Consider the following 19,497-nt stretch of genomic DNA (forward strand, 5'->3'; position numbering starts at 1 on the left):
TACAGGGGCTCCGGCTCTCGCGCGAAGCCTACTGGCACCGAGGAGCGCCCCGGCTGGCTGCATGCCGGGAGGGCCCGTACCGAGCCCCGCCGGCCGTGGCGGAAGGGCCTAACCGAGTACGCCGCCGAAGAGGCCGCCGTGGGCCATTCCGAGCCCCAGTCCGATCGCCGACGCCCCCATGCCGATGATCAGCACCGTGCGCTCGCGTGTCGTCTCGGAGATGTACTGGCCGTAGGCGCCGGTGACGACGCCCACCAGGCCCGCCCAGGAGCTGATCAGGTGGAGGCTGTGGAACTGGGCCGTGATGAAGGCGATCAGACCGAGCCCCAGGGTCACCGCCATCAGGGTGTCCTGCAGCGGGTGGGGCTTGCCGTCCGTGGCGAAGAGGGACGAGGTGGGGTGTCGATGGAATGCCTGGGCCATGAGGTCCTCCTGGCTGTGCCGGAAGGCGGCGCATCGTAGCGCCGCACGCACCCGATGTGTACAGATTGCGTCCCCTGGCCACAGGATTTCAACCGGAAGCCGGTGTGCGGGTACTCTGTACGGTCTGCACCGGTGTCTGCCCATGCCCTGATCGGAGTCCCTCACTCGCTGAGGGCGAATGTCAGTGGTGGCCGATACCGTTGCGTACGCATCACGACCCTCCTGCCACGGAACGACCGTGGCCGCTGAGTCCAAAGGAGGTGGGTTCCACATGCGTCACTACGAGGTGATGGTCATCCTCGACCCCGATCTCGAGGAGCGCGCTGTCTCCCCGCTGATCGAGAACTTCCTCTCCGTCGTCCGTGAGGGCAACGGAAAGGTCGAGAAGGTCGACACCTGGGGCCGTCGTCGTCTCGCTTACGAGATCAAGAAGAAGCCCGAGGGCATCTACTCGGTCATCGACCTGCAGGCCGAGCCTGCGGTCGTCAAGGAGCTCGACCGCCAGATGAACCTGAACGAGTCGGTCCTCCGGACCAAGGTCCTCCGTCCCGAGACCCACTGAGCACTCTCGCTCAGAGGTCATCGGGTTTCGAGTAGCAGCAGCAAGCAGCCAGAAGCAATCCCGCCGAGAGGTTCCCCATGGCAGGCGAGACCGTCATCACGGTCGTCGGCAATCTTGTCGACGACCCCGAGCTGCGCTTCACCCCGTCCGGTGCGGCGGTCGCGAAGTTCCGCGTCGCGTCCACTCCCCGTACGTTCGACCGTCAGACCAACGAGTGGAAGGACGGCGAGAGCCTGTTCCTGACCTGCTCGGTCTGGCGCCAGGCGGCGGAGAACGTCGCCGAGTCGCTCCAGCGAGGCATGCGCGTCGTCGTGCAGGGCCGGCTGAAGCAGCGGTCGTACGAGGACCGCGAGGGCGTAAAGCGCACGGTCTTCGAGCTGGACGTCGAGGAAGTCGGCCCCAGCCTCAAGAACGCCACGGCCAAGGTCACCAAGACCACCGGCCGCGGTGGCCAGGGCGGCTACGGCGGGGGTCAGCAGGGCGGCGGCAACTGGGGCGGTGCCCCGGGTGGTGGCCAGCAGGGTGGCGGCGCTCCCGCCGACGACCCGTGGGCGACCAGCGCGCCGGCCGGCGGCCAGCAGCAGCAGGGCGGCGGGGGCGGCTGGGGCGGAAGCTCCGGCGGTTCCGGCGGCGGCTACTCGGACGAGCCTCCCTTCTGAGCCCCAGGGCTTACGGGGATCAGGCTCGTACCCCACTTCTTGATCACACAGGAGATACACCATGGCGAAGCCGCCTGTGCGCAAGCCGAAGAAGAAGGTCTGCGCATTCTGCAAGGACAAGACCGCGTACGTGGACTACAAGGACACGAACATGCTGCGGAAGTTCATTTCCGACCGCGGCAAGATCCGTGCCCGCCGCGTCACCGGCAACTGCACGCAGCACCAGCGTGACGTCGCCACGGCCGTGAAGAACAGCCGTGAGATGGCGCTGCTGCCCTACACGTCCACCGCGCGATAAGAGAGGGTGACCGAAACATGAAGATCATCCTCAAGCACGAGGTCTCCGGCCTCGGCACCGCCGGCGACGTCGTCGACGTCAAGGACGGATACGCTCGCAACTACCTGGTCCCGCGTGGTTTCGCGATCCGCTGGACCAAGGGTGGCGAGAAGGACGTGGCGCAGATCCGCCGCGCCCGCAAGATCCACGAGATCGCGACCATCGAGCAGGCCAACGAGATCAAGGCTCAGCTCGAGGGCACGAAGGTGCGTCTGGCCGTTCGCTCCGGCGACGCCGGCCGTCTCTTCGGCTCCGTGACCCCGGCCGACATCGCTTCGGCGATCAAGTCCGCCGGTGGTCCCGAGGTCGACAAGCGTCGTGTCGAGCTCGGCTCGTCGATCAAGACCCTTGGTTCGCACCAGGTCTCCGTGCGTCTGCACGCCGAGGTCGTCGCGAAGCTCGGCGTCGAGATCGTCGCTGCCTGAGTTTCTGCGCTCAGCAGGTCGCGCAGCGATCATTGAGTGACAGGCTCATCGCGTGACACGGAAGGGCCGCACCTGAGGGTGCGGCCCTTCTGCTGTGCCTGCGCGCGCTGCGGGGACGGCCGGTCGTGTTTCACGTGAAACATGACCAAGGGGGTCGTGGCACGGGGCGTGGCCCGAGAGGCCAAGGTGGTGTGGGTCGCGGCCCTGGAGGCCGTGATGAGTCGCGCGGGCCGTGCGGGCCGGGCGGGCCATGCGGGCCGTGCGGGCCGGGCCGCCGTCGCGGGTCAGCGGGTGGCGCCGGTGACCACCCAGCGGCCCGACCGCATGCGCAGGCCCAGGGTGAGCATCCGGACCGTCATCATCAGCCCCATCGCCCACCACAGGGCGGTCAGGCCGCCGTCCAGCAGGGGGATCAGCAGGGCGACCGGGGCGAAGACCGCGAGGGTCACCACCATCGCTCCCGCCAGGTACGGGCCGTCGCCGGCGCCCATCAGCACCCCGTCCAGGACGAAGACCACCCCGGCGATCGGCTGCGTGAGCGCCACGACCAGCAGCGCCGGCAGGAGGGCGTTCCGCACGGTGGAGTCGCTGGTGAAGAGCGGGATGAAGAGGGGGCGGGCCAGGACGATCAGTACGCCCAGCACCAGTCCGGAGGCTATCCCCCACTCGACCATGCGGCGGCAGGCCCGTCGTGCCCCGTCGGCATCGCCCGCGCCCAGATAGCGGCCGATGATCGCCTGGCCGGCGATGGCGATGGCGTCCAGGGCGAAGGCCATCAGGCTCCAGAGGGACAGGATGATCTGGTGGGCGGCGACATCCACGTCCCCGAGGCGAGCGGCCACCGCCGTGGCGATCATCAGGACCGCGCGCAGCGAGAGCGTGCGGACCAGGAGCGGGACGCCTGCCTGGGCGCTGGCCCGTATCCCGGCGGCGTCCGGGCGCAGGGAGGCGCCGTGGCGTCGTGCTCCCCGGACGACCACGACGAGATACGCCGCCGCCATGCCGCACTGGGCGATGACCGTGCCCCAGGCGGAGCCGGCGATGCCGAGGCCGAGGCCGTACACCAGCGCCACGTTCAGCACCGCGTTGGCGGTGAACCCGGCGACGGCGACGTAGAGGGGGGTCTTGGTGTCCTGGAGGCCCCGGAGTACGCCGGTGGCGGCGAGCACGATGAGCATGGCCGGGATGCCGAGGCTGGACACGCGCAAGTAGGTGGTGGCGTACGGGGCGGCGGTGCCGGAGGCGCCGAAGAGGTCGACCAGCCAGGGCGCGGCGGGCAGGGTGACGACGATGACAGCCAGCCCCAGGAGCAGGGCCAGCCAGATGCCGTCCATGCCCTGCCGGATGGCGGACGGCAGGTCGCCGGCCCCGACGCGGCGGGCGACGGCCGCGGTGGTGGCGTAGGCGAGGAAGACGAAGACGCTGACGGCCGTGGCGAGCAGGGCGGCGGCGATGCCGAGACCGGCGAGCTGCGGGGTGCCGAGGTGACCCACGACGGCGCTGTCGACCATCACGAAGAGCGGCTCGGCGACGAGCGCTCCGAAGGCCGGCACGGCGAGGGCGATGATCTCGCGGTCGTGCCGGCGGCGGTCGCTCTTCGGTCGGGCGGGGGCCTGGGTCATGGGGGCAATCTAATCTTCCACAGGTAAGAGATGCAAGGGCCATTGGATCCTTACCGATCGCTGAGTTGACCCTTCGGGTGTGCGCCGTTTGTTCTGATCTTGGTCCAGCGGGGAAAGTTTTTCTCCCCCACAGCCAGTGGATGGAAAAGACGCAGGTCAGAGACGCTTTGCTGGTGGGGCTATGAGTTTGTCCACACGGCTGTCCCCCGCTCCGTGCACAGGTTCTGCGGGGTTCTCCACAGCATCTGGGTCTTCACCCACAGGCCCTGTGGATAACCAGATTGGCTGACGGTGCCCGCGGGCCTACCGTGGTCCGGCGCTCGACGCGCCAGAAGCGGAGTTGAGCCTCTCGCTTGTCAGTGTCGTGCCGTAGAAAGAATGGCACGGCGAGGTCCGCGGAGCGGACGGGAGGAGGTGGGCCGGTGAGCATCCCCGAGCCCTTGGACGACCCCTGGGCCGACACCGGACCCAGTGACCGTCTGCCCGTCACGCGTCAGCGCGGGAGCGACCACCGCGGCCGGGGCATGGGCCGGGACGAACAGCACGAGCGGGGCAGCGAGAGCGGCCCCTGGGACAGCGGCGCGGGCGGCTTCGAGCGGGTCCCCCCGCAGGACCTCGACGCCGAGCAGTCCGTGCTCGGCGGCATGCTGCTCTCCAAGGACGCCATCGCGGACGTCGTGGAGATCATCAAGGGCCACGACTTCTACAAGCCGGCCCACGAGACCATCTACACCGCGATCCTCGACCTCTACGCCAAGGGCGAGCCGGCCGACCCGATCACCGTGGGCGCCGAACTGACCAAGCGCGGGGAGATCACCCGGGTCGGCGGGGCGTCGTACCTGCACACCCTCGTGCAGTCGGTACCCACCGCGGCGAACGCCTCGTACTACGCGGAGATCGTCCACGAGCGGGCGGTCCTGCGCCGGCTCGTCCAGGCGGGCACGAAGATCACGCAGATGGGATACGCGGCCGACGGCGACGTCGACGAGATCGTCAACTCGGCCCAGGCGGAGATCTACGCGGTCACCGAGCAGCGCACGAGCGAGGACTACTTGCCGCTCGGCGACATCATGGAGGGCGCGCTCGACGAGATCGAGGCGATCGGCTCGCGCAGCGGCGAGATGACCGGCGTACCGACCGGCTTCACGGACTTCGACTCGCTGACGAACGGCCTGCACCCCGGCCAGATGATCGTCATCGCCGCACGTCCCGCCATGGGTAAGTCGACGCTCGCGCTGGACTTCGCCCGTGCGTGCTCGATCAAGAACAACCTGCCGAGCGTCATCTTCTCCCTGGAGATGGGCCGCAACGAGATCGCCATGCGTCTGTTGTCGGCGGAGGCGCGGGTGGCCCTGCACCACATGCGCTCCGGCACGATGACGGACGAGGACTGGACGCGGCTCGCCCGCCGGATGCCGGACGTGTCGCAGGCCCCGCTCTACATCGACGACTCCCCGAACCTGTCGATGATGGAGATCCGCGCCAAGTGCCGCCGGCTCAAGCAGCGGAACAACCTGAAGCTGGTGGTCATCGACTACCTCCAGCTGATGCAGTCCGGCGGCTCCAAGCGGGCCGAGAGCCGGCAGCAGGAGGTCTCCGACATGTCGCGAAACCTGAAGCTGCTGGCCAAGGAGCTGGAGCTCCCCGTGATCGCGCTGTCCCAGCTGAACCGTGGCCCCGAGCAGCGCACGGACAAGAAGCCGATGGTCTCCGACCTCCGCGAATCCGGCTCCATCGAGCAGGACGCGGACATGGTCATCCTGCTGCACCGCGAGGACGCGTACGAGAAGGAGTCCCCCCGCGCGGGCGAGGCGGACCTCATCGTGGCCAAGCACCGTAACGGCCCGACAGCGACGATCACCGTGGCCTTCCAGGGCCACTACTCGCGGTTCGTCGACATGGCGCAGACCTGATCCACGGCTTAGCAGAGTCTCACCTTCGCGTTGGGATCCCACGACCCGATGTCGGATGAAAGTCGCCTGATGACCACATGGATGCGCTGCCACTGGGACGAGGGTGACACCTGGTTCTACTTCGAGGTCGACTCCGACGGCTGGGTGATCCGGCAGGTCGAACTCGAAGGGCCTGAGCTGATCCCGGTCGCAGCTGCCTCCGTCGCCGAGGGGCAGCGGGCCCGTGACGCAGGCCGCCTCGATGAGTACGACGGCAGGTTCGGGATCACCGCCGAGTCGCCCGTCTCGGAATGGGAAGGCCACGACCCCGAACAACTCACCTTCGAGGAGTTCGAAGAAGTCTGGGGGTCTGCACGTCGCCGGATCGCGTCCCGGCCCGGCTGACCGCTCGGCCCCGCAGAGGCTTATTGGCATCATCGCGGCATGGCCCCGACCCTTCCCCGCACCATCCGAGCCGTCGACACCGCTCACCTCCTGGACCTGGCCCAGGAGGCCGCCGTGCACGGCTTCAGCCAGCGGCTCCCGGTCGACTGGCTGAGCGAGCACCTCGCCGCAGAGGCGACGCACCACCTGTTCCCGACGCTCGTGCAGCGGCTCACGCACCGCCCCGAGGTTCCGTTGCAGTGGCGGTGCCAGCAGTTGCTGACCGTCAGCACCGGTGAGGTCTAGGCGGGCGGTACAGGGCCGCTGCCGGTCCAACTCATGGTGCTTCCTGCCCACCTGGCTGATCTTGGAACGGAAGGCGACCGGACTCGGCTGGTGGCGGCCCTGCACATGGTGCATGCGGGCCGGTGGCTGCCCCGCGACGAACAGGAGGCGCTGGGGCGGCTCGTCGGCGCGCTGAACGGCTCGGCGGAGGTGGAGCGGGCGCCCGTCGTGGGCTAATGCGGTCGACGGTGCCGCAGTATGGCGGATACACCTGGGGGATGACGTCATCCTTCGAAGCACTTCTCCCCAGCACGGAGCGCGCCCTCCTGCACCGGGTGGCCACCGCGCAGGTGGAGGGCCGGACGCCCTCGCTCGTCGGTGCGGTCGCCAGGGACGGCCGGCTGCGGTGGCAGGGCGGGCGCAGTTGCGTGGACGGGCAGGTGCCCGACGCCGATACGCAGTACCGGATCGGCTCCATCACCAAGCCGTTCACGGCGGTTCTGGTGATGCGGCTGCGGGACGAGGGTCTTCTGGACCTCGGGGACGCGCTGGAGAAGCACCTGCCAGGGACCGGTGTGGGTGACGTGACGGTCGCGCAACTGCTGGGGCACAGTGCAGGCCTGGCGGCTGAGTCGCCGTCACCGTGGTGGGAGCGGACACCGGGCACGCTGCGCCCCGAGCTGGCGGACGTGCTGGGCGAGCGGCCGCTCCTGCACCCGCAGGGGCGCCGTCACCATTACTCCAACACCGGCTACACGTTGCTGGGTTCGCTCGTCGAAGCCGTGCGCGGGGTGCCGTGGGAGGAGGCGCTGAAGGCGGAGATCCTGGAGCCCCTGGGCCTGCGGCGCACGAGCCCCCAGCCCGTCGCCCCGCACGCCGGGGGCTGGGCGGTGCACCCGTGGGCCGACGTGCTGCTGCCGGAGCCGGCGGAGGACCTGGGGCTGATGGCCCCGGCTGGGCAGCTCTGGTCGACCGCGGAGGACCTGTGCCGGTTCGCTCTCTTCCTGGCGGAGGGTGACGACCGGGTGCTGAGCGCCGAGACGGTGCGGGAGATGCGTACGCCCGCCGTCCCTTCGGAGGCGGGGGAGTGGGGCAGCGGCTACGGGCTCGGGTTGCAGCTGGTGCGCGGCGACGGACGCACGCTGGTGGGGCACTGCGGCTCCCTGCCCGGCTTCGTCGCGGGGATGTGGGTGAGCGTGGAGGACGGTGTCGCCGCGGTCGCCCTGGCGAATGCCACGTCCGGGCCGGCGCCGGGGGCGGTCGCCGCCGACCTCGTACGTATCGTGGCGGACGCCGAACCGCGGATCCCGGAGCCCTGGCGGCCGCTGCCGGAGGCCGATCCGGCGCTGCTGGAGCTGACCGGTCCCTGGTACTGGGGTACCTACTCCTACGGTCTCCGGGTGGTCGCCGACGGCGGGGTCGAGCTGAGCCCCCTGCGCGGTCCGGGCCGCGCCTCGCACTTCCGGGCGCAGGACAAGGGCACCTGGATCGGGCTGGACGGGTACTACGCGGGGGAGACGCTACGCGTGGTCCGGCGCGAGGACGGCACGGTCAGCCACGTCGACCTCGGGTCGTTCGTCTTCACCCGAGAGCCGTACGAGCCGGGCGGTGCCGTGCCGGGCGGGGTCGACGCGGAGGGCTGGCGCGGACTCTGACGACGTTTCACGTGAAACCGTGCACGTTCGCCCTGGGGAAGCCCCCTGGCACGCGCGTCACAGCGCCATCTTGAAGCCCACGTGTGAGGCCTCGAACCCGAGCCGTTCGTAGAAGCGGCGGGCGTCGGTGCGCGTGGCGTCAGAGGTCAGCTGGACCAGCCGGCAGTCCTGACGCCGCGATTCGGCGATCGCCCATTCGATGAGCTGGGTGCCGAGGCCTCCGCCGCGCTCATCGGCGTGTATGCGGACGCCTTCGATGATCGACCGGGTGGCGCCGCGCCGTGACAGTCCGGGGATGATCGTGAGCTGCAGGGTCCCGACGACCCGTCCGTCGCGCACGGCCACGGCCAGGTGCTGGTTGGGGTCGCCCGACAGCCGCTCGAAGGCCGTGGTGTACGGGGTGAGGTCGTCGGGCGACTCGCGCTGCGCGCCCAGGGGGTCGTCGGCCAGCATGGCCACGATGGCGGGGATGTCGGTAGGGGCGGCGGGCCTGATCTCAAGATCGCTCATGGCTGCAGGCTACGTTGCCCCCTGCCCCGCCCGGTCAGCCGACCGGTACGTGCAGTTCTTCGACGGCCCGGACCAGCGGGGCGAGCTCCGGGTTCGTCGCCGCCTCGTCGAGCGCCGCCCGCAGAGCGGCGTCATTGGTGGGCCGGGCTTCGGCGAGCAGGGTGAGGCCGGACTCGGTGACGTCGGTGTAGATGCCGCGCCGATCGGTGTCGCAGAGATAGCGCGTGAGCAGGCCGCGGTCCTCCAGGCGGGTGACGAGCCGGGTCGTGGCGCTCTGGCTCAGCACGACCGCATCGGCCACCTGCTTCATCTGGAGGTGGCCACCGGGCCCGTTGTGCTGACGGCTGAGGACGTCGAGCAGGGAGAACTCGCGCACGCTGAGGCCGTGCTTGGCCTCCAGCTCGCGCTCGATGCTGGCCTCGATCTTCCCGTGGAGCAGGGAGAGCGCGCACCAGCCCTGTGAGAGGGCGGTGAGAGCCGGGTCTGTGGCTGTCATGGGATGTGTCCTCCGTCCCGGAGCGGCTTGTCACCAGGATAGACGACGTCTGCAATAGCCCGCGCTTGCAATTAACCCGCGTCTGCAATTATTGTCGACGCTCGTAAGGCGCAGACGCAATCTTCCGGAAGGTGTACTCCATGCCGCTCGCGCTTCTGGCCCTCGCTATCGGGGCCTTCGGTATCGGGACCACGGAATTCGTGATCATGGGCCTGTTGCCCGAGGTGGCGGCCGACTTCCAGGTGTCCATCCCCACGGCCGGACTGCTGGTCACCGGCTACGGGCTCGGCGTCGTCCTGGGTGCCCCGCTGATGACCGCCCTCGGCACCCGCATCTCCCGCAAGCGGATGCTGATGCTGCTGATGGGGCTGTTCATCGCCGGCAACGTGCTCTCCGCGGCCGCCCCCGCGTTCGAGCTGATGCTCGCCGGCCGCGTGGTGGCCTCCTTCGCGCACGGCGCCTTCTTCGGCATCGGCTCGGTCGTCGCCGCCGACCTCGTCGCCCCGGAGAAGAAGGCGGGCGCGATCGCGATGATGTTCACCGGCCTGACCGTCGCCAACGTCGTCGGCGTGCCCCTGGGCACCTTCATCGGCCAGAGCGCCGGCTGGAGGACGACATTCTTCCTGGTCGCGGCGCTGGGTGTACTGGGCCTGATCGGCGTCGCCAAGCTCGTTCCGGAGCAGCCCAAGCCCGCGGGCGTGCGCCTGCGCCACGAGTTCGCGGCCTTCCGCAACGTACAGGTCCTGCTCGCCATGGCGATGACGATCCTCGGGTTCGGAGGCGTCTTCGCCGCGATCACCTACATCACGCCGATGATGACCGACGTCGCCGGCTTCTCGGCCGGTGCCGTCACCTGGCTGCTGGTCCTCTTCGGGCTCGGCATGGTCGGCGGCAACCTGATCGGGGGGAAGTACGCCGACCGGGCGCTGATGCCCCTGCTCTACGTGTCGCTCACCGCCCTCGCCCTGGTGCTCGCCCTCTTCACCTTCACGGCGCACCACAAGGTGGCCGCGGCCGTCACGCTCGCCCTGATCGGCGCCCTGGGCTTCGCCACCGTGCCGCCCCTCCAGAAGCGGGTGCTCGACCAGGCGTCCGGAGCGCCGACCCTGGCGTCCGCCGTCAACATCGGCGCCTTCAACCTGGGCAACTCCCTGGCGTCCTGGCTCGGCGGCATCGTCATCGCCGCGGGCATGGGCTTCACGGCCCCCAACTGGGTCGGCGCAGCGCTCGCCGCTTCGGCCCTGGTCCTCGCCGTCCTCTCCAGCGCCCTGGAACGCAGGGACCTCCGTCGCGACAGCCGGGTCGTCACCGGCGCCACGCCGGAGCCGGCCGCCGCCGCCCCCCTCGTCCACCACTGACACCGACCTCCCCTCGCAACCCCGCGTCTCGCACCCCTTCGCACCAAGGAGCCACCCCGCATGAGCACCACCAGCACCACCGCTGTCGCGCCGCTGACCACCCAGGACGCCGAAACCCTGCTGGACACCGCCCGCCGCGCCGCCGAAACGGCCGGGGTCACGGTCGCCGTCACCGTCCTGGACGCGGGCGGCCACCTGCTGGCGTTCCGCCGCGACGACCGGGCCGTACTGATCGCCGGCGAGACGAGCACCCGCAAGGCCTTCACCGCGCTGCAGCTGAACGCACCGACCGCCGACCTGGTGGACGCCGTCCGGCCCGGCGGGCCGTTCCACACGTTGCCCACCGCCCTCGACCGTCCACTCCTCTTCATCGCGGGTGGCGTCCCCGTCCACCGCGACGGCCGTCTCATCGGCGCCATCGGCGTCGGTGGCGGCGCTCCGGAGCAGGATCACGGCTTTGCCACCGCGGCAGTGCGGGCTCTGTCATAAAGCCACCTGGAAACCCGTTTCAAGACCCGTCAGCGGGTTCCCGCGACCCTCGTCCCCCTGGACCGGACAGACTCCCGGCCAGGGGGACGGGCGTATGCCGAGGCGCGCATACGCCGGCCACGGCGGGTGAGGCCCCGGGGCTTGAGGACGGAGATCACCGTCATCAACAGATACGTACTGGTGGCGACGATCGGTGCCGCGATCAGACTGCTGTCCGGGACACCTGCCGCCTGCATGGCCCGGTCAGCGGCCACGGTGAGGGAGGCGTCGGCGGTCGCGTACGCGGTGATACCGAGCGCCAGCAGGCCAGGGCTGAGGCCCAGCCAGCTTACGGACACCGCAACGTGGACGGAGAGGAGAGCCCGGCGAACGGGGCGCTTGAGTGGTTTCACGTGAAACACGGTTCCCCTCGGATGCGACATCCGCGTCCGACGGCGAGAGACATCGCCCGTACTCGCCCCGGTGTACATGGCCATCCGGGAAAGTGAAGGTCGCGAACCGACTCTGTGCAGAGATGGGGGTGGAACTGGACGTGTGTGTTGCTTACGGTGATTCCATGTCCGACGCGGAGATCCTCGCGACGGACCGGTAGCGGTGGCGATCAACGCGGACCATCATCTGTCCGGGCGGGCCACAAACGCTTATACGGGAGGCGTTCTCCACGAAGCCTACGAACGTGTACGAGCCGGCCGTTAGTTCAAAGACACGGCAGTAACGCAGCTTAACGAAACCTGGGGTCGAAATCCGGGCTTTCCGCTCTCGCTCTACCGAACCGGCCACTCCTGTCATGCTGCGACCACGACCACTGCGGTCAATGTCACAGTCAGTGGTAATCATCCCGGTTTTGCGGGGCAGCTGAGAGTTAGTCTGGGCGGCGGGCAGCGAATACCAGGCGAAAAGCGGCGAATTGAGGCACCTGCCGGGCGGGCGAAGGGTGCACTGACCGACCGAGAGATGTTCGAGGCGAGGCACTGTATGGACGCTCCGACCACCATGTCGGCCGACAACGGCACGCGCGGCGACAGCGGCGAGGGCGGTGGCTGGTTCACCCCGCGCAAGCCGGTCGACGACCGGCCCGCCGAACCCGCGGCGGCCCGAGCCGAGGACCGCCCGGGGCATGCGGAGGGCGGCGCCGGAGAGGCCCCGGCCCCGGACCAAAACCCGGGTCAGAACCAGAACCCGACCCAGGACCGAATAGCGGGACAGCGGCGGCCCCTCACGTCCATACGCATGGTCGGCGCCGGAGCCTCGCGTGGAACGGCCAGTGCGACCGGGGCCCCTTCCGGCCCGGCGCCGTCGGCCGTCCCGTGGCCCGACGGATCCGGGACACGCGTACACGAACGACCCGCCGACCGGCCCGTGGCGCCCCGTCCCGACGACGACCCCGCCAGGGCCCCGCACGACCCCGCTCCCCGGACGGCCCCGTACGACGCGCCCAGCGGTCACGACGACGGCCCGCAGCGCCCCGGTGGACGTCCCAGTGGCGGCGTGAACGCCGCCGAGGCCGGGTCGCCGGACGCGGTGCGGGTCCGGCGGACGCTGGCCGAGGTCGGTCCCGTGTCGGACAAGGTGACCTCGTACTTCTACGCCCTGCTCTTCACCCGCTATCCCGAGCTGCGCGCCCTCTTCCCGGCCGCCATGGACACCCAGCGCGACCGGCTCCTCAAGGCGCTGCTGACCGCGGCCGAGCACATGGACGACCCCGCGCTCCTCACCGAGTACCTCCAGCACCTGGGACGCGGCCACCGCAAGTACGGCACCGACGCCTCGCACTACCCGGCCGTCGGCGAGGCGCTCATCGGGGCGCTCAGCCGGTACGCGACGTCGACCTGGGACGAGGAGACCGAGGCCGCGTGGGTGCGGACGTACACCACGATCTCCCAGATCATGATCGACGCGGCTGCCGAGAACGAACGGCACGCGCCCGCCTGGTGGCACGCGGAAGTGGTCTCGCACGACCTGAGAACGCCCGGCATCGCGATCATCACGGTCCGGCCCGACCAGCCCTACCCCTTCCTGGCCGGGCAGTACACGAGCCTGGAGACCCCCTGGTGGCCGCGGATCTGGCGGCACTACTCCTTCGCCTCCGCGCCCCGCTCCGACGGGCTGCTGTCCTTCCACGTCAAGGCCGTGCCGGCGGGCTGGGTGTCCAACGCCCTGGTCCATCACGCCCGCCCGGGAGACGTACTGCGCCTGGGGCCGCCCGCCGGCTCGATGACCGTCGACCACACCACGGACAGCGGTCTGCTCTGCGTGGGCGGCGGCACCGGCATCGCGCCCATCAAGGCCCTGGTCGAGGACGTCGCCGAGCACGGCGAACGGCGCCCGGTCGAGGTCTTCTACGGGGCCCGTACCGATCACGACCTGTACGACATCGACACCATGCTGCGGCTCCAGCAGTCCCACCCGTGGCTGGAGGTGCGCGCCATGATCGACGGCAAGGCGCAGCTGCCGGACGTGGTCCGCGAGTACGGGCCGTGGAACGAGTACGACGCGTACCTCTCGGGGCCGGTGGGCATGATCCGCAGCGGCGTCGACGCGCTCCGGGGCGTCGGCGTGCCCTACGAGCGGATCCGTCACGACTCGCTCGAGGAACTCGTCGCGGCGGCCGACTGAACCGCCGGGCAGACGGGACTTCGAAGACGCGACCTAGCCCAGATCGGGGGCGTGCATCGCGCGCACGCCCTCGATGTTGCCGTCCAGGTAGTGCCGCAGCGACAGCGGTACGAGGTTGACGGCGGCGATCCCGACGCGGCTGAACGGCACCCGGACGATCTCGTACTCGCCGAGCGGCTCGTCCACCTCCGGTCCGTGGCGCTGCGCGGGGTCCATCGACTCCAGCCGGCAGACGAAGAAGTGCTGCACCTTCACGCCCGAGACGCCGCCGTTCTCGATGTGCTCGACGGTGTCGACGAAGCACGGCACCACGTCGGTGATCTTGGCGCCGAGTTCCTCGTCGACCTCCCGGTGGAGCGCGTCGACGACCGTGGCGTCACTCGGCTCGACACCGCCGCCGGGGGTGACCCAGTACGGATCCATGCCGGGTTTCGTCCGCTTGATCAGGACGAGGTCGTCACCGTCGAGGAGGACGGCACGGGCGGTGCGCTTGACCACTGGACGTTCGGTCATGGCTTGAAAATGGCCCGCCGCGCGCGTTCTGAAACCCCGGTCGGCCCGGCTCCCACGCGGCGTCACCAGTCCGTCGCCGCGCGCAGCAGCGTCTCGTGCGCCCGCGCGATGTGCGGCAGGGCCAGGGTGCCGGTGCGCACGACCAGGAAATAGGTGCGCAGCGGCGGCACCGGCGGGTCCAGCAGTGCCACCAGGCGGCCGCTATCCAGGTCGTCCTCGCAGAGGTAGCGGGGCAGCACCGCCAGTCCGGCACCCGAGGCGGCCGACTCCAGGACGGCGCGCAGGTCGGGGGCGATGACGGTGGCCGCGGCGGCGGGCTTGGACTCGAAGACCGCCGCCCAGTAGCGCGCGACGAACGGCAGCGACTCGTGCACCTCGACGACGGGGAGCTGTTCGAGCACGACGGCGCCCTTGCGCAGCAGGACGCCGGGCGCCAGCCGGGCCGCCCAGCGCGGGGAGGCGACGAGGACGTGTTCCTCGTCGCAGAGCGGGGTGGCGGTGAGCAGGCCGCCGCGCGGCCGGGCGGTGGCGATGACGAGGTCGTGGTGGCCGGCGGCCAGCCCTTCGAGGGCCTCCTCGGCGGGGGACACCAGGGAGGTGCGTACCGCGAGGCCCTGGGAGACCAGGGCGGTGAGGGCCGGGAGCGCGCGTGCGGAGGTGAACTCGGGAGGTCCGGCCAGGTGGAGGGTGCGTACCCCGGACTCGTCGTCGAGTCCGGTCTCGGCGATCTCGACGAGCGCGTCCAGGTGCGGGGCCGCGCGGTGTGCGAGCTCGTCGCCGATGGTGGTGGGGGTGACGCCTCGGGCCTGGCGCAGGAACAGCGGGCGGCCCAGCTGGCGCTCCAGCGTGCGGATCTGGCTGGTCACGGCCGGCTGGGAGAGGCCGAGGAGGGCGGCCGCGCGGGTGAAGGAACCGGCTCGGTGCACCGTCACGAACGTACGCAGCAACGCCAGGTCCATGCGCCTCCCTCTCCCGCCTTCGGCCAGGCCGGGCTGACGGCGCCTCAGGGCCGACCGTCCAACTATAAATAAGTCGATAGGTCGCTGTCGCTACCGTGATTGGACAATGACACAGAGTCAACTAGCCTTGTGCACGCGGTTATCCGCTGGAAGGCGCGGACGGTCCGAGCCATGAGGGGGGAGGCTCGGACCGTCCGTTCGTCGTAGCCGAACCGCTCAGGACGTCTCGTCCAGCGCACGCAGCACATCCGCCACCAGGTCCTCGGCGTCCTCGGCGCCGACCGAGAGTCGGATGAAGCCCTCGGGCACCGCGTCCCCGCCCCAGCGGCCGCGCCGTTCGGCCGTGGACCTCACCCCGCCGAAGCTGGTCGCGTCGTCCACCAGCCGCAGCGCACCGAGGAAGCGTTCCGCCCGCTCACGGTCGGGCAGCACGAAGGAGACCACGGACCCGAAGCGGCGCATCTGCCCGGCCGCCACCTTGTGCGACGGGTCGCCGGGCAGTCCGGGATACCGCAGTCCGGTCACGTCCTGGCGGGCCGACAGCGCCTCGGCGAGCGTCATCGCGGTGGCGCACTGCCGGTCGAGGCGCAGCTGGAGCGTGGCCAGCGACCGGTGGGCGAGCCAGGCCTCCATGGGGCCGGCGATCGCACCGGCGATCTTGCGCCAGCGCCGGACCGGCGCGGCCAGCGAGGCGTCGCGGCAGGTCACGTGCCCGAGCAGGATGTCACCGTGGCCGGTCAGCCCCTTGGTGTCGCTGGCCACCGAGAAGTCCGCGCCCAGCTCCAGGGGGCGCTGCCCCAGCGGCGTGGCGAGCGTGTTGTCGAGGGCGACGAGCGCGCCGCCGGCGTGCGCGGCGGTCACCAAGCGCCGGACGTCGCAGACGTCCAGCCCGGGGTTGGACGGTGTCTCGATCCACAGCAGCCGCGCGCCCTCCAGCACCGCGAGCTGCCCGTCGTCACCGGTCGGGGCGGTGCGCACCTCGATGTCGTACGCCTGCAACTGTTCGCGGACGAGCGCCAGCGCCTGATAGCCGTCAGCCGGCAGGACGACGGCGTCCCCTGCCTTGAGCTGCGAGAACAGCACGGAGGAGATCGCGGCCATCCCGGATGCGAAGACGACGGTCTCGGCATCCGGATCCCCCGGTGCCTCCAGTTCGCCGATGGCCCGTTCGAGATGCGTCCAGGTCGGGTTCTCGTCCCGCCCGTAGGTGTACGGGCCGGCCGGCTCCCCGGGCAGGTGGTAGTGGGCGGCGAACACCGGCCCCGGCAGGGTCGGTTCGTACGCCTGCGGTTCGGGCAGTCCCGCCCGTACCGTCCTGGTTCCCTCGCCCCACGTCATGCGGCATGCTCCTTGCTCTGGTCGGGCGTGTGCGGTGCGATCGCGGCTCAGTCCCTGCCGTCGGGGAGGACCACGTTCATGGCCCACGACACGACGGAGATGATCAGGCCGCCGAGCACGGCGGTCCAGAAGCCCTCGACGTGGAAGTTCAGGTCGAGCTTGTCGGCCAGCCATGAGGTCAGCAGCAGCATCAGCGCATTGACGATCAGTGTGAACAAACCGAGCGTGAGGATGTACAGCGGAAGCGTGAGAAGCTTCACGACCGGCTTGACGAGAACGTTGACGACGCCGAAGACCAGGGCCACCAGGACCAGGGTCAGGGCCTTCTTTCCGGTGTTGTCACCGGTCAGTGTGATGTCGGTGAGCAGCCATATGGCAACGGCCAGCGCGGCCGCGTTCGCGATCGTCTTGACGAGGAAATTCATCATGTGTCTGATCGTGGCAGACGTGATCGGACGAGGGGCAGGGGCGGACAGGCGATGAAGGCATTCCGACTGGATGAGCTGGAGGCGGAACGCGTCGCGAACGACGGCGCGTATCTGCAGTTCCTTCGCGAGCGGAACATGTCCGTGGGCCTGTACGCGCTGGACGCCGGACAGCTCGACCCGCAGCGGCCGCACAAGGAGGACGAGGTGTACTTCGTCGTCAGCGGGCGTGCGTCGATCACCGTGGGGACGGAGACCACACAGGTGGGGCGGGGCAGCGTGGTGTACGTGCCGGCGGGGGTGCCGCACAGGTTCCACCACATCACCGAGGACCTGCGGGTCATGGTGGTCTTCTCTCCTCCGGAGAGCTGACCTTCCGGCTGTCGTCGGGTCGGGGTTCCCTAGGGGGAGGATCAGGGGAGAGCGGGGGCCGGGGGACGTCCGGCGGGCGTCGTGGGCGCCTAGCATCGAGGGTGTCCAACGGTAGGAAGTGTCACCAGAGATGGGGTAGGGACGATGGCGTCGGTTCGGCACATGCTCGCGGGGATGCCGTGGTGGGTGAAGTGGATCGCCATTCCCGTCATCGCGCTGGTGGTGTTCGGTGGCTTGATCGGTACGGTCATCAGCGTGGTGATCGGGCTGTTGTTCAAGGTGCTCGTGTTCGCCGTGCTGGTCGGCGGACTGATCTACGTCGTGCGGAAGTTCATGTCCTCCTCGTCGTCCCGCAGCGACTGGTGACCTCGCGCTGACGGCCCTCCCGCTCCCGTTGTGACGGCGTACGAACGGTGTTCGTACGCCGTTGCCGTGCCGTGCCGTGCCGTTGCCGTTGCCGCTGCCTGCGGGCCGAGAGGACGCTCGCTCACCCGGCCATGCGCCCGGCCGTTAGCCCGCGAGAGGGAACGGCCCCGGTGAAACCTCACCCCGAACGGAGCCTGCCATTAGAGTGGCGGGTCTCCGCTGCCCTTGGAATCAAGGGGTTGACATACGCCCTACCAGCGGTTTGTACGACTGAACTGGGCGATTCGCCTGGGGGTGACCTTTGGCCACGGCACCGCACTCCGCTACCCCTGCCCGGACTCCGCCCGGCACCCTGCCAGGAACCGCTCCCGCGAACCCTTCGGGCACCCCTCCCCCGACCCTGATCGGCTCCGTCCAGCGGGCGTTGCGGCTGCTGGAAGCGGTGGCCTCCCACGCCGACGGGGCTCCCGCCAAGCAGCTGGCGCGGGAGACGGGGCTGCCGCTGCCCACCGCGTACCACCTGCTGCGCACGCTCACGCACGAGGGCTATCTGTGGCGGGAGAACGGGGTGTTCGTCCTCGGCGACGCGGCGGAACGGCTGGCGCGCGGAGGAGCCCTGCAGAATCGTCGCAGCAAGATCGAGAACTCGCTCGCGCAGTGGCGCGACGCCATCGGCGTCCCCGTGTACTTCGCGGTGTACCGGGACGGCGAGATCGACCTGGTCGCGGTCTCCGACACGCCCGCGGCGCCCGCCGTCGACGAGTGGGCCGACTTCCGCGAGACGGGTCACGCCCACGCCATCGGCCAGTGCCTGCTCAGCCAGCTCGACGAGGGTGCCCGCCGGGACCACCTGGACCGGCACCCGGTGGAGTCCATCACGCCGTACACGGTCCGCGACGGACCGACGCTGCTGGAACGGCTCAGGACCGCGGAACGGACACAGCCGGTCGTCGAACGTCAGGAGTACGCGCTCGGCACGGTGTGCGCGGCCATCCCCATCACGGCGGGTTCCGCCGCCGCGACGATGGCCATTTCCGTACCCTCCCACCAGGAGCAACGGTTGCTGCCGGCGGTCGACCGGCTGCGCGGGGAGGTGGGAAAGCTCTTCAGCTCACTGGCGTTCTCTATCAGTATCTGAAAACTCACTCCTTGTGATCCTGTAGAGCGTCCAGGACGATTACGTCAAGAGGCCAGCACAGATCATTCCTGGCCGATTTTTCCAGCCGCTTTCCTCACCGATCTTCATCAACTGTCGTTCGCCACGGCTTCATCCATTTGCGGGGTACATGATGCGCGAGTCGGTTCAGGCCGAGGTCCTGATGAGCTTCGTCGTCTCCGACGAACTCTCCTTCAGGATCCCGGTCGAGCTGGGGTACGAGACAAGGGACCCGTTCGCGGTCCGGATGACGTTCCACCTCCCCGGCGATGCGCCTGTGACCTGGGCATTCGGTAGGGAACTCCTGCTGGACGGCATCAACGGCCCGAGCGGTGAGGGCGATGTGCACATCAGACCGGCCGGCTCCGAGGACCTTTCGGACGTCAGCATCCGGTTGCAGGTCGGGGGTGACCGCGCACTGTTCCGGTCCAGCGCCCCACCCCTGGTCGCCTTCCTCGACCGCACCGACAAGCTGGTGCCGTTGGGGCAGGAACGTACGCTCGGTGACTTCGAGGAGCACCTCGAGGAGGCGCTCGGCCGGATCCTCGCCGAGGAGAACGCGGGCTGAGAACAAGGTCCGAGAACGCGGGCTGAGAACGCGGGCTGACGGCCCGGGGGCCGCCGCGCGCCGGGTGCCCGGGGCCCGTCCCTACGG

At 69.8% G+C, this 19,497-nt stretch carries 23 protein-coding genes and 1 pseudogene; 16 read left to right on the top strand and 8 right to left on the bottom strand.

What is annotated here, in order from left to right; all coding sequences use genetic code 11:
- Positions 1 to 108: 108 nt before the first annotated feature.
- Positions 109 to 423: a hypothetical protein gene (locus tag EIZ62_RS16205; RefSeq protein ID WP_156693379.1), complete on the bottom strand. Its 315-nt coding sequence runs from the start codon at positions 421 to 423 to the stop codon at positions 109 to 111.
- Between the two features lie 271 nt (positions 424 to 694).
- Between EIZ62_RS16205 and rpsF the strand changes: the two genes are divergently transcribed.
- The 4 genes from rpsF to rplI all read left to right on the top strand — a co-directional run bounded on the left by rpsF (position 695) and on the right by rplI (position 2,406).
- Positions 695 to 985 (top strand): 30S ribosomal protein S6, encoded by a 291-nt coding sequence (gene rpsF / locus EIZ62_RS16210; protein ID WP_004950685.1) that lies wholly within the window; start codon positions 695 to 697, stop codon positions 983 to 985.
- A 77-nt stretch (positions 986 to 1,062) separates the two neighbouring features.
- Positions 1,063 to 1,644 (top strand): single-stranded DNA-binding protein, encoded by a 582-nt coding sequence (locus EIZ62_RS16215; protein WP_156693380.1) that lies wholly within the window; start codon positions 1,063 to 1,065, stop codon positions 1,642 to 1,644.
- A 61-nt stretch (positions 1,645 to 1,705) separates the two neighbouring features.
- On the top strand, positions 1,706 to 1,942 hold the full coding sequence (rpsR, locus tag EIZ62_RS16220; RefSeq protein WP_005315025.1) for a 30S ribosomal protein S18: 237 nt from the start codon (positions 1,706 to 1,708) through the stop codon (positions 1,940 to 1,942).
- A 17-nt stretch (positions 1,943 to 1,959) separates the two neighbouring features.
- Positions 1,960 to 2,406 carry a 50S ribosomal protein L9 gene (gene rplI, locus EIZ62_RS16225; protein WP_156693381.1) on the top strand — a complete coding sequence of 149 codons (447 nt, stop codon included), beginning with the start codon at positions 1,960 to 1,962 and terminating at the stop codon, positions 2,404 to 2,406.
- Positions 2,407 to 2,690: 284 nt separating this feature from the next.
- On the opposite strand, the gene EIZ62_RS16230 is transcribed toward rplI, so the two are convergent.
- The gene (locus EIZ62_RS16230) at positions 2,691 to 4,028 is read right to left on the bottom strand and encodes an MATE family efflux transporter (protein WP_156693382.1); all 1,338 of its coding nucleotides are present in this window, start codon (positions 4,026 to 4,028) and stop codon (positions 2,691 to 2,693) included.
- 422 nt (positions 4,029 to 4,450) lie between these two features.
- Here EIZ62_RS16230 and dnaB point away from each other — a divergent pair, with 422 nt between their 5' ends.
- The 5 genes and pseudogenes from dnaB to EIZ62_RS16250 all read left to right on the top strand — a co-directional run bounded on the left by dnaB (position 4,451) and on the right by EIZ62_RS16250 (position 8,244).
- The gene (dnaB, locus tag EIZ62_RS16235) at positions 4,451 to 5,941 is read left to right on the top strand and encodes a replicative DNA helicase (protein ID WP_156693383.1); all 1,491 of its coding nucleotides are present in this window, start codon (positions 4,451 to 4,453) and stop codon (positions 5,939 to 5,941) included.
- Positions 5,942 to 6,010: 69 nt separating this feature from the next.
- Positions 6,011 to 6,325 carry a hypothetical protein gene (locus EIZ62_RS16240; protein WP_156693384.1) on the top strand — a complete coding sequence of 105 codons (315 nt, stop codon included), beginning with the start codon at positions 6,011 to 6,013 and terminating at the stop codon, positions 6,323 to 6,325.
- A gap of 39 nt (positions 6,326 to 6,364) precedes the next feature.
- Positions 6,365 to 6,604: pseudogene (locus tag EIZ62_RS16245) on the top strand (hypothetical protein); the annotation flags it as partial.
- A gap of 96 nt (positions 6,605 to 6,700) precedes the next feature.
- Complete coding sequence (locus EIZ62_RS32745) at positions 6,701 to 6,826, top strand: hypothetical protein (protein ID WP_280117745.1); 126 nt, start codon at positions 6,701 to 6,703, stop codon at positions 6,824 to 6,826.
- 41 nt (positions 6,827 to 6,867) lie between these two features.
- Positions 6,868 to 8,244, top strand: coding sequence for a serine hydrolase domain-containing protein (locus tag EIZ62_RS16250; protein WP_156693385.1), 1,377 nt, complete (start codon positions 6,868 to 6,870; stop codon positions 8,242 to 8,244).
- Positions 8,245 to 8,301: 57 nt separating this feature from the next.
- On the opposite strand, the gene EIZ62_RS16255 is transcribed toward EIZ62_RS16250, so the two are convergent.
- The gene (locus EIZ62_RS16255) at positions 8,302 to 8,754 is read right to left on the bottom strand and encodes a GNAT family N-acetyltransferase (protein ID WP_156693386.1); all 453 of its coding nucleotides are present in this window, start codon (positions 8,752 to 8,754) and stop codon (positions 8,302 to 8,304) included.
- 34 nt (positions 8,755 to 8,788) lie between these two features.
- Positions 8,789 to 9,250, bottom strand: a complete 462-nt coding sequence (locus EIZ62_RS16260) for a MarR family winged helix-turn-helix transcriptional regulator (RefSeq protein ID WP_156693387.1) — start codon at positions 9,248 to 9,250, stop codon at positions 8,789 to 8,791.
- A 140-nt stretch (positions 9,251 to 9,390) separates the two neighbouring features.
- On the opposite strand from EIZ62_RS16260, the gene EIZ62_RS16265 reads away from it, so the two are divergent.
- The 3 genes from EIZ62_RS16265 to EIZ62_RS16275 all read left to right on the top strand — a co-directional run bounded on the left by EIZ62_RS16265 (position 9,391) and on the right by EIZ62_RS16275 (position 13,713).
- Complete coding sequence (locus tag EIZ62_RS16265; RefSeq protein ID WP_156693388.1) at positions 9,391 to 10,608, top strand: MFS transporter; 1,218 nt, start codon at positions 9,391 to 9,393, stop codon at positions 10,606 to 10,608.
- Between the two features lie 60 nt (positions 10,609 to 10,668).
- The gene (locus EIZ62_RS16270) at positions 10,669 to 11,097 is read left to right on the top strand and encodes a GlcG/HbpS family heme-binding protein (protein ID WP_156693389.1); all 429 of its coding nucleotides are present in this window, start codon (positions 10,669 to 10,671) and stop codon (positions 11,095 to 11,097) included.
- A gap of 975 nt (positions 11,098 to 12,072) precedes the next feature.
- Complete coding sequence (locus EIZ62_RS16275) at positions 12,073 to 13,713, top strand: globin domain-containing protein (RefSeq protein WP_156693390.1); 1,641 nt, start codon at positions 12,073 to 12,075, stop codon at positions 13,711 to 13,713.
- 33 nt (positions 13,714 to 13,746) lie between these two features.
- Here the strand turns inward: EIZ62_RS16275 and EIZ62_RS16280 are convergent, their stop codons facing one another.
- From EIZ62_RS16280 to EIZ62_RS16295, 4 genes are all read right to left on the bottom strand, one after another.
- A complete protein-coding gene (locus EIZ62_RS16280; RefSeq protein ID WP_156693391.1) occupies positions 13,747 to 14,226 on the bottom strand; it encodes an NUDIX hydrolase in 480 nt (159 codons plus the stop codon).
- Between the two features lie 62 nt (positions 14,227 to 14,288).
- Entirely contained in the window at positions 14,289 to 15,185 is an 897-nt protein-coding gene (locus EIZ62_RS16285; RefSeq protein ID WP_156693392.1) for a LysR family transcriptional regulator, read from the bottom strand.
- A gap of 216 nt (positions 15,186 to 15,401) precedes the next feature.
- Positions 15,402 to 16,523: a cystathionine gamma-lyase gene (locus EIZ62_RS16290; protein WP_156693393.1), complete on the bottom strand. Its 1,122-nt coding sequence runs from the start codon at positions 16,521 to 16,523 to the stop codon at positions 15,402 to 15,404.
- 47 nt (positions 16,524 to 16,570) lie between these two features.
- Positions 16,571 to 16,951, bottom strand: a complete 381-nt coding sequence (locus EIZ62_RS16295; RefSeq protein WP_156693394.1) for a phage holin family protein — start codon at positions 16,949 to 16,951, stop codon at positions 16,571 to 16,573.
- Between the two features lie 51 nt (positions 16,952 to 17,002).
- On the opposite strand from EIZ62_RS16295, the gene EIZ62_RS16300 reads away from it, so the two are divergent.
- The 4 genes from EIZ62_RS16300 (at position 17,003) to EIZ62_RS16315 (ending at position 19,410) form a co-directional block, all read left to right on the top strand.
- Complete coding sequence (locus tag EIZ62_RS16300) at positions 17,003 to 17,320, top strand: cupin domain-containing protein (RefSeq protein ID WP_156693395.1); 318 nt, start codon at positions 17,003 to 17,005, stop codon at positions 17,318 to 17,320.
- Positions 17,321 to 17,464: 144 nt separating this feature from the next.
- A complete protein-coding gene (locus tag EIZ62_RS16305; protein ID WP_156693396.1) occupies positions 17,465 to 17,686 on the top strand; it encodes a DUF5326 family protein in 222 nt (73 codons plus the stop codon).
- A gap of 352 nt (positions 17,687 to 18,038) precedes the next feature.
- Positions 18,039 to 18,824, top strand: a complete 786-nt coding sequence (locus EIZ62_RS16310; protein ID WP_208828228.1) for an IclR family transcriptional regulator — start codon at positions 18,039 to 18,041, stop codon at positions 18,822 to 18,824.
- Between the two features lie 151 nt (positions 18,825 to 18,975).
- Complete coding sequence (locus tag EIZ62_RS16315) at positions 18,976 to 19,410, top strand: SsgA family sporulation/cell division regulator (protein WP_156696432.1); 435 nt, start codon at positions 18,976 to 18,978, stop codon at positions 19,408 to 19,410.
- The last annotated feature ends 87 nt before the right edge of the window (positions 19,411 to 19,497 follow it).

Origin of the sequence: Streptomyces ficellus, assembly GCF_009739905.1 — a bacterium.
Taxonomy (GTDB): Bacteria; Actinomycetota; Actinomycetes; order Streptomycetales; family Streptomycetaceae; genus Streptomyces; species Streptomyces ficellus_A.